Origin of the sequence: Sphaerisporangium album (assembly GCF_003323745.1) — a bacterium.
Classification (GTDB): domain Bacteria; phylum Actinomycetota; class Actinomycetes; order Streptosporangiales; family Streptosporangiaceae; genus Sphaerisporangium; species Sphaerisporangium album.
Genome location: NZ_QOIL01000025.1, coordinates 141,976 through 148,724 on the forward strand (window position 1 = coordinate 141,976; position 6,749 = coordinate 148,724).

Below are 6,749 nucleotides of genomic sequence, written 5' to 3' on the forward strand. Positions count from 1 at the left end.
CCGGCGATCTGACGGCCGGGTGATCGAGAACGTCCCGTGAACCGGTGAACCGGTGAACCGCGCCCGCGGCTCCGGCGTCCTCCTGCCGGGGCCCGCGCGGGTCCCGGATGAACGGGAGGTTCCATGCGTGGATCGAAGGCCGTCGTGGTCCTGGCGGCGGCGGCGACGCTGATGCTGCCGGTGCGCGCCGAGGCGGGCACGACCGCCGAGACCGGGGCGGCGGGGACGGCCGCCACTGCTGCGGGGGCCACGACGGGGGCCTCGGCCGGCGCCTCGGCGGCGCCCACCCCGGCGAGCGTCGCCACCAAGCTCTTCCGCGCGTGGCTCAGGGACGACCGGGCGGCGGCCGCCGCCGTGGCGAGCCCCGCCGCGGTGAAGACGCTCTTCGCCTACGTCTACCGGGCGCCGGACAAGTCGGCCGCATGCGTCAAGAACGCCTGCCGGTTCGTCCACACGAGCGTGCGCGTGCCCGGCGGGCTCAACGGCATCCTCATGGTCGTCTCGGGGAGCAAGGTCGCGAAGGTGTACGAGTCCCGCCACATCACCTCGGCGGCCAAGGCGGCCAGGTACTTCTTCGCGGCGTGGAAGGCGGGGGACAGGAACCGGGGGCTCGAGGTCGGGTCAAGCGCCGCGGTGAAGACGCTGTTCAAGGCGAAGTTCGGCGGCGTCGGCTACATGTACCAGGGCTGCCAGGCCGAGACCGGCGGCCAGTCGTGCGCCTACTCGTACGAGGGCGGCGCCATGTTCCTGCACATGCGGGGGAGCAAGGCCCGCGGCTACGAGGTCAGGTCGATCTCCTACATCGCCGACTGAGGTGGGCCGGCGCGGCGGACGGTGGCACGATGAGGGCATGCGTGATCTGGCCGCCGCGTGGCGCGACGTGGCGGGCGACTCGCCGGCGGCCGGGGCCGTCGGCGCCGAACTGGTCGCCCGCTGGTCCGAACCCCACCGCAGGTACCACGACCTGGACCACCTGCGCGCGGTGCTCGCCGCCATCGAGCCGCTCGCCTTCCTCGCCCGCGACCCGGCGGCCGTACGCCTGGCCGCCTGGTTCCACGACGCCGTGTACGAGGGCCGCCCAGGCTGGGACGAGGAGCGCAGCGCCCAGCTCGCCCAGTCCCGCCTCGCCCGCCTCCTCCCCATTCCGGACGAACCTCGGCGTGGGCGCGCCGGTGGCCTGGAGGAGGAGGGAGGAAGGGTGAACGCAGTGGTTCGGCTCGTGCGGTTGACCGCTGGGCACGATCCCGCCCCTGGGGACCGTGACGGGGAGGTTCTGTGCGACGCCGACCTCGCCGTGCTCGCCGGCCCCGGCTACGACGCCTACGCCCGCGCCGTGCGCGAGGAGTACCGTCACGTGCCCGACGAGGCGTTCAGGGCCGGGCGCGCGCGGGTCCTCGAGAGCCTGCTCGCCATGCCGGTGCTGTACCGCACCGAGCCCGCCCGCGACCTGTGGGAGTCGGCGGCACGCCGGAACGTCCGCACGGAACTCGCGGCCCTCACCACCCCGCCCGTCCGCCACTGGCCGCGGCCACGGTGAGACTGACGGCCGGGTTCCTCACGAGCGGACGCGGCGGTGCCGGAGTCCCGCGGCGACCAGGCGTTTGACCAGCGTCTGCGAGGACACCGCCTCGGCGCCCAGCTCGATCGCCCGCGCGTACACCGTCTCGGGGACGTCGTAGTGGTCGCGGTCGAACGCGCGACGCGGCGAGCCGAGCCGGGCCGCGAAGTCGTGCAGCTCGTCCAGTGAGCTGTCGCTGACCAGATGTGACCAGTACAGGCCGCGCGGTCCCGGCCAGTTCGGCGGGTCGATGAGGACGGTCACACAGGGACGATACCGAGAACACGGTGATCACTGGGACCCGCGCGACGCCACGGCGGGGGAGGCGTCCCATCCGGGCGCGGTCGGCAGCGAGGGGCAACCTCGCCCCTGAGGGATGGGAATCCTCCTCCATGAGAGGGAGGAGGTCAAAGCCCCATGTCGTCGAGTTCCTTGAGCAGGGCGGCGCGGGACGGGTCGGCGGAGGTGGGGGCGGGGCGGTCCAGGGGCCTGGTGGCGGGTCCGTTCACCGGACGGGCGACGCCGGGGCCGGTCGCGGGCGCGGGCGCCGTCGCCCGGCGGCCGTCGCGGAAGATCCAGCCGCCGACGATGCCGCCCACGAAGCCGAACAGGTGTCCCTGCCAGCTGAACTCGTCCGACGGCAGCAGCCCGGTGAACTGGTAGGCGAAGCAGAGCGCCATGACCAGCCCGACGACGATGTCGATGGTGTGCCGGTCGAACAGGCCCTTGACCAGGACGTAGCCGAAGTAGCCGAAGACCACGCCGCTGGCGCCCGCCGTGACGCTGCCGGGGCTCGCCACGAACCAGACGCCGAGCCCGCTCACCGCCGCGATCAGCGCGGTGACCCCGAGGAACCTGCCGACGCCGCGATAGGCGGCGAGGAAGCCGAAGACGAACAGCGGGCCGGAGTTGCCCTCGATGTGCATCCAGTTCCAGTGCAGGAACGGCGCCGTGACGATGTCGGGCAGCCGGGAGGGATCACGGGCCGCGATGCCGAACGATTGGCTCAGCGAGTAGCCCGAGGCCCAGTTGGCGATCTGGACGAGCCAGATCAGGGCCAGGAAGCCCACCATGACCCAGAAGGCCTTCCTGGCTTCGGCGATCATGATCTCGGCCGTCCGGGAATCGCTGCCCATTCTGTCTCCTGACTCGTGCGCGCGCCGGAATCTCTGGCAGAACGGGGCGGGGGACGCCCGACCGGTCCGTCACGGTATTTTCGCAAATACCGCGCCGGAAGGGCCACCGGCCGCGTAATCCGTACGCGATCGGTGGCCCCTCTTACCCAGGCTGGCTTCCCCTGTGGAGCGGAGCGCGCCTCAGCCGGCCGCGCGTTCGAGGACCACGACGGGGATCTCGCGATCGGTCTTGGCCTGGTACTCGTCGTACTGCGGCCAGGTGGCGGTCATCAGCCGCCACAGTTCAGGCTTCTCCTCAGGCGAGGCCGTACGGGCGCGGGCGGGGAACCGGTCGCCCATGACCTGCACCTCGACGTCGGGGTCGGCCTCCAGGTTGCGGTACCAGTCGGGGGCCTGGGGGTCGCCGCCCTTGGAGGCGACGATCACGTAGTCGTCCCCGTGCTTCTGGTAGATGAGCGGCGTGGTGTACTTGCGGCCGCTGGTCCGGCCGGTGGTCGTCAGCAGAAGGACGGTCGTGTCGTTCCAGTCGTGTCCCTCTTTGCCGTCCGTCGCGCGATATCTATCCACATGCTCTTTTCCGTAAAGCATCCGCTTACCCTCCGGATCGACGTGTACCCGGATGGCCTACCCCGTCTGGCTTGGCTCATCCAGTTTCTGATCATGCCCTGGGTGAACCCCCCGCCGGGGGCGAAACCGGAGACGACAACGGGTACGAATCGGACATCGGGGGGTGATGTGATGACCCGGTGCCTCGTCACCGGCGCGACCGGCTACATCGGCGGCAGGCTGGTGCCCGAGTTGCTGAAGGCCGGCCACGACGTCCGCTGCATGGCCCGCTCGCCGCGCCGCCTGCGCGACCAGGCGTGGAGTCACCGGGTGGAGGTCGCCGAGGCCGACGCCACCGAGGCCGGCCCGACCCGGGCGGCCCTGGAAGGCGTGGACGTCGCGTACTACCTCGTCCACACCATGGCGGCGGGCCGGGGATTCGCGGAGCGGGACCGCCGGGCTGCGCGGACCTTCGCGGCGGCGGCCGAGGACGCCGGAGTGCGCCGCATCGTGTACCTCGGCGGCCTGACCCCCGGCGAGCCGCGGCCGCCGGAGTCGCGGCCGTCCCCGCACATGCGGTCGCGGGCCGAGGTCGAGCGCGTCTTCCTGGACTGCGCGGTGCCCGCCGTCGCGTACCGCGCGTCGGTGATCATCGGCTCGGGCTCGGTCTCCTTCGAGATGCTGCGCCACCTCACCGAGCGGCTGCCGGTCATGACGACGCCCCGCTGGGTCGGCACCCGCACCCAGCCCATCGCGATCAGGGACGTGCTGCGCTACCTGGTGAAGGCGGCCGAGATCCCCGAGGGGGTGAACCAGAGCTTCGACATCGGCGGCCCGAGCGTGCTGACCTACGCCGACATGATGCGCGGGTACGCCGCCGTGGCCGGCCTGCCGGCCCGGCTGATCATCCCCGTGCCGGCGCTCACTCCCAAGCTGTCCAGCCTCTGGATCGGCCTGGTGACGCCCCTCCCGGCGAACGTGGCCCGGCCGCTGGTGGAGTCCCTGCGCGACGAGGCGATCTGCCACGAGCACGACATCGCCCGCTACGTCCCCGACCCGCCCGAAGGGCTGATCGACTTCCCCGAGGCGGTACGGCTGGCGCTCCAGCGCATCAAGGAGGCCGATGTCGCCACCCGCTGGTCGTCCGCCTCGACCTCCGGCGCGCCGAGCGACCCGCTGCCCACCGACCCCGACTGGGCGGGCGGCAGCCTGTACGTCGACGAGCGCACCGAGGTCGTGGACGCGCCGCCCGAGGCGCTGTGGCGGGTGATCGAGGGCATCGGAGGCGAGAACGGCTGGTACTCGCTGCCCGTCGCCTGGTACCTCCGCGGCCTGCTGGACCGGCTGTTCGGCGGCGTCGGCCTGCGCAGGGGGCGCCGCGACCCCGCGCGGCTGCGCGTCGGCGACGCCCTGGACTTCTGGCGCGTGGAGGAGATCGAGCCGGGCCACCTGCTGCGGCTGCGCGCAGAGATGCTGCTGCCGGGCCTCGCCTGGCTGGAGCTGACCTGCCGCCGCGAGGACGGCAGGACGGTGTACGGCCAGCGGTCGATCTTCCACCCGCGCGGCCTGTTCGGGCATATGTACTGGTGGGCGCTCTACCCGTTCCACGGGCTGATCTTCGGCCGCATGCCGGGCAATGTGGCGCGGGCGGCGCGGCGCGTCACGGGGGAGGGGCAGGTGAAACTTTCAGCGGCCGGGCGGCCATAACAGCAGGTCAGGCGGACTGTGAGATCGCCTGCCGTCCTGGGCTCTGGGTGGGCGGCGGGGCACGACCTAGGGTCGCTGGTGACTGGGAGCGCTCCCACCCCCCCCTCACCCCCCGGAGCAACGATGAAACGTCGAGCACTGCGCGCCCTGACGGCGATGATCGCCGCGGCGGGTACCCTCCTCATGACGCCGGTAGTCGCCGGCCAGGCCCACGCGGACACCGTCATCTGCGAGAAATACGGCGCGACCACGATCGCGGGCGGCAAGTACGTCGTGATCAACAACAACTGGGGCGACGACACGCAGCAGTGCATCAACGTCACCTCCACCGGCTTCAGCATCACCCAGGCGAGCCACAACAAGCCGCAGAACGGCGCCCCCGGCTCCTATCCCGCCGTCTACGCCGGCTGCCACTACGCCAACTGCAGCACCGGCAGCCAGCTGCCCATGCGCGTCTCGGACAGCAGGTTTCCGACCATCCAGACCAGTGTCAGCATGACGTACCCCTCCTCGGGCGTGTACGACGCCGCCTACGACGTCTGGTTCGACCCGACGGCCCGCACCGACGGGCAGAACACCGGCGCCGAGCTGATGGTCTGGCTCAACCACACCGGATCGGTGCAGCCGGTCGGCTCCCGCGTCGGCACGGCCTCGATCGCGGGCGGCACCTGGGACGTGTGGTTCGGCAACATCGGCTGGAACGTCGTGTCCTACGTTCGCACGTCGCCCACCTCCTCGATCAACTTCGCCGTGAACAGCTTCTACACCGACATGGTCAGCCGGGGATACGCCCAGAACTCGTGGTACATCACCAGCGTCCAGGCCGGCTTCGAGCCCTGGGTCGGGGGCGCGGGCCTGGCCGTCAACACCTTCTCCTACAGCGTCGGCGGCACCGGCGGCGGCGACACCACCCCGCCGAGCGCGCCCAGCGGCCTCACCGCCTCGAACGTCACCTCAAGCGGCGCCACCCTCTCCTGGAACGCGTCCACCGACAACGTCGGGGTGACCGGCTACGACGTCTCCCGCAACGGGACCGTGATCGGCACCGCCGTCGGCACCTCGTACAACGTCACCGGCCTGTCCGCCTCGACCGCGTACTCCTTCTCGGTGCGCGCCCGCGACGCCGCGGGCAACACCTCGTCCCCGTCGAACACCGTCTCGGTGACCACCCCGCCCGGCGGCGGAGGCGGGGGATCGTGCCGCGTCGCGTACGTCAAGAACGAGTGGCCGGGCGGCTTCACGGCCAACCTGACCATCACCAACACGGGCACCGCCGCCGTGAACGGCTGGACCCTCGCCTTCGCCTTCCCCGGCGACCAGCGGATCACCAGCAGCTGGAACGCCACCGTCAGCCAGAGCGGCACGTCCGTGACCGCACGGAACGCGGCCCACAACGGCTCGATCCCGCCCGGCGGCAACGCGACCTTCGGCTTCCAGGGCACCTGGAACACCAGCGACGCCTCCCCGGCCTCCTACACGCTCAACGGCTCGGCCTGCACGGTCGGCTGACCGCGCGTTCGTGCCGGTGACGGCCCGGGTTCGGTTTCCCGCCGAGCCCGGGCCGCTCGTTCTATCCGGTGGCCGAATCCCTGTTCCGGATGATTACTCCGGCACGTCCACGCGGCGCACGGGCCGGGAAGTCTGTGAAGGCGGCATTAGCCATATCAGCCCTTAACCTCGCGCTTTCGTCGAGGTGACGGCCTTGGTTGATCGTTTAGAAGCGAAAAGTGCCCTGAACTGGGAGGATTGGACTTGCTGAGGATCCTGTCCGCACCAGTTCGAAAGGCACTTTTCGAGTGCAG

The 6,749-nt window shown here is 71.3% G+C and carries 7 protein-coding genes; 4 read left to right on the forward strand and 3 right to left on the reverse strand.

The annotated features are described in order from the left end of the window. Positions 1–123 precede the first annotated feature (123 nt). Together DQ384_RS33895 and DQ384_RS33900 are read left to right on the forward strand one after the other, a co-directional pair. On the forward strand, positions 124–813 hold the full coding sequence (locus DQ384_RS33895) for a hypothetical protein (protein WP_114032947.1): 690 nt from the start codon (positions 124–126) through the stop codon (positions 811–813). A 37-nt stretch (positions 814–850) separates the two neighbouring features. After that, the gene (locus tag DQ384_RS33900) at positions 851–1,537 is read left to right on the forward strand and encodes an HD domain-containing protein (RefSeq protein WP_114032972.1); all 687 of its coding nucleotides are present in this window, start codon (positions 851–853) and stop codon (positions 1,535–1,537) included. Positions 1,538–1,555: 18 nt separating this feature from the next. Here DQ384_RS33900 and DQ384_RS33905 read toward each other — a convergent pair whose 3' ends face one another. The 3 genes from DQ384_RS33905 to DQ384_RS33915 all read right to left on the reverse strand — a co-directional run bounded on the left by DQ384_RS33905 (position 1,556) and on the right by DQ384_RS33915 (position 3,282). Next, the gene (locus DQ384_RS33905; RefSeq protein WP_114032948.1) at positions 1,556–1,822 is read right to left on the reverse strand and encodes a DUF4031 domain-containing protein; all 267 of its coding nucleotides are present in this window, start codon (positions 1,820–1,822) and stop codon (positions 1,556–1,558) included. 143 nt (positions 1,823–1,965) lie between these two features. Beyond that, positions 1,966–2,694, reverse strand: coding sequence for a rhomboid family intramembrane serine protease (locus DQ384_RS33910; protein WP_114032949.1), 729 nt, complete (start codon positions 2,692–2,694; stop codon positions 1,966–1,968). A gap of 180 nt (positions 2,695–2,874) precedes the next feature. Next, entirely contained in the window at positions 2,875–3,282 is a 408-nt protein-coding gene (locus tag DQ384_RS33915) for a nitroreductase family deazaflavin-dependent oxidoreductase (protein ID WP_114032950.1), read from the reverse strand. Positions 3,283–3,432: 150 nt separating this feature from the next. Between DQ384_RS33915 and DQ384_RS33920 the strand changes: the two genes are divergently transcribed. Both DQ384_RS33920 and DQ384_RS33925 read left to right on the forward strand, forming a co-directional pair. Beyond that, positions 3,433–4,947: an SDR family oxidoreductase gene (locus DQ384_RS33920; protein WP_114032951.1), complete on the forward strand. Its 1,515-nt coding sequence runs from the start codon at positions 3,433–3,435 to the stop codon at positions 4,945–4,947. 123 nt (positions 4,948–5,070) lie between these two features. Beyond that, a complete protein-coding gene (locus DQ384_RS33925) occupies positions 5,071–6,456 on the forward strand; it encodes a GH12 family glycosyl hydrolase domain-containing protein (protein WP_114032952.1) in 1,386 nt (461 codons plus the stop codon). Positions 6,457–6,749 lie beyond the last annotated feature (293 nt).

What these genes read in the sequence shown, in the direction of transcription:
- DQ384_RS33895 (WP_114032947.1), top strand. Translation starts at nt 124, where the DNA reads ATGCGTGGATCGAAGGCCGTCGTGGTCCTGGCGGCGGCGGCGACGCTG.
- DQ384_RS33900 (WP_114032972.1), top strand. Translation starts at nt 851, where the DNA reads ATGCGTGATCTGGCCGCCGCGTGGCGCGACGTGGCGGGCGACTCGCCG.
- DQ384_RS33910 (WP_114032949.1), bottom strand. Translation starts at nt 2,694, where the DNA reads ATGGGCAGCGATTCCCGGACGGCCGAGATCATGATCGCCGAAGCCAGG.
- DQ384_RS33915 (WP_114032950.1), bottom strand. Translation starts at nt 3,282, where the DNA reads ATGCTTTACGGAAAAGAGCATGTGGATAGATATCGCGCGACGGACGGC.
- DQ384_RS33920 (WP_114032951.1), top strand. Translation starts at nt 3,433, where the DNA reads ATGACCCGGTGCCTCGTCACCGGCGCGACCGGCTACATCGGCGGCAGG.
- DQ384_RS33925 (WP_114032952.1), top strand. Translation starts at nt 5,071, where the DNA reads ATGAAACGTCGAGCACTGCGCGCCCTGACGGCGATGATCGCCGCGGCG.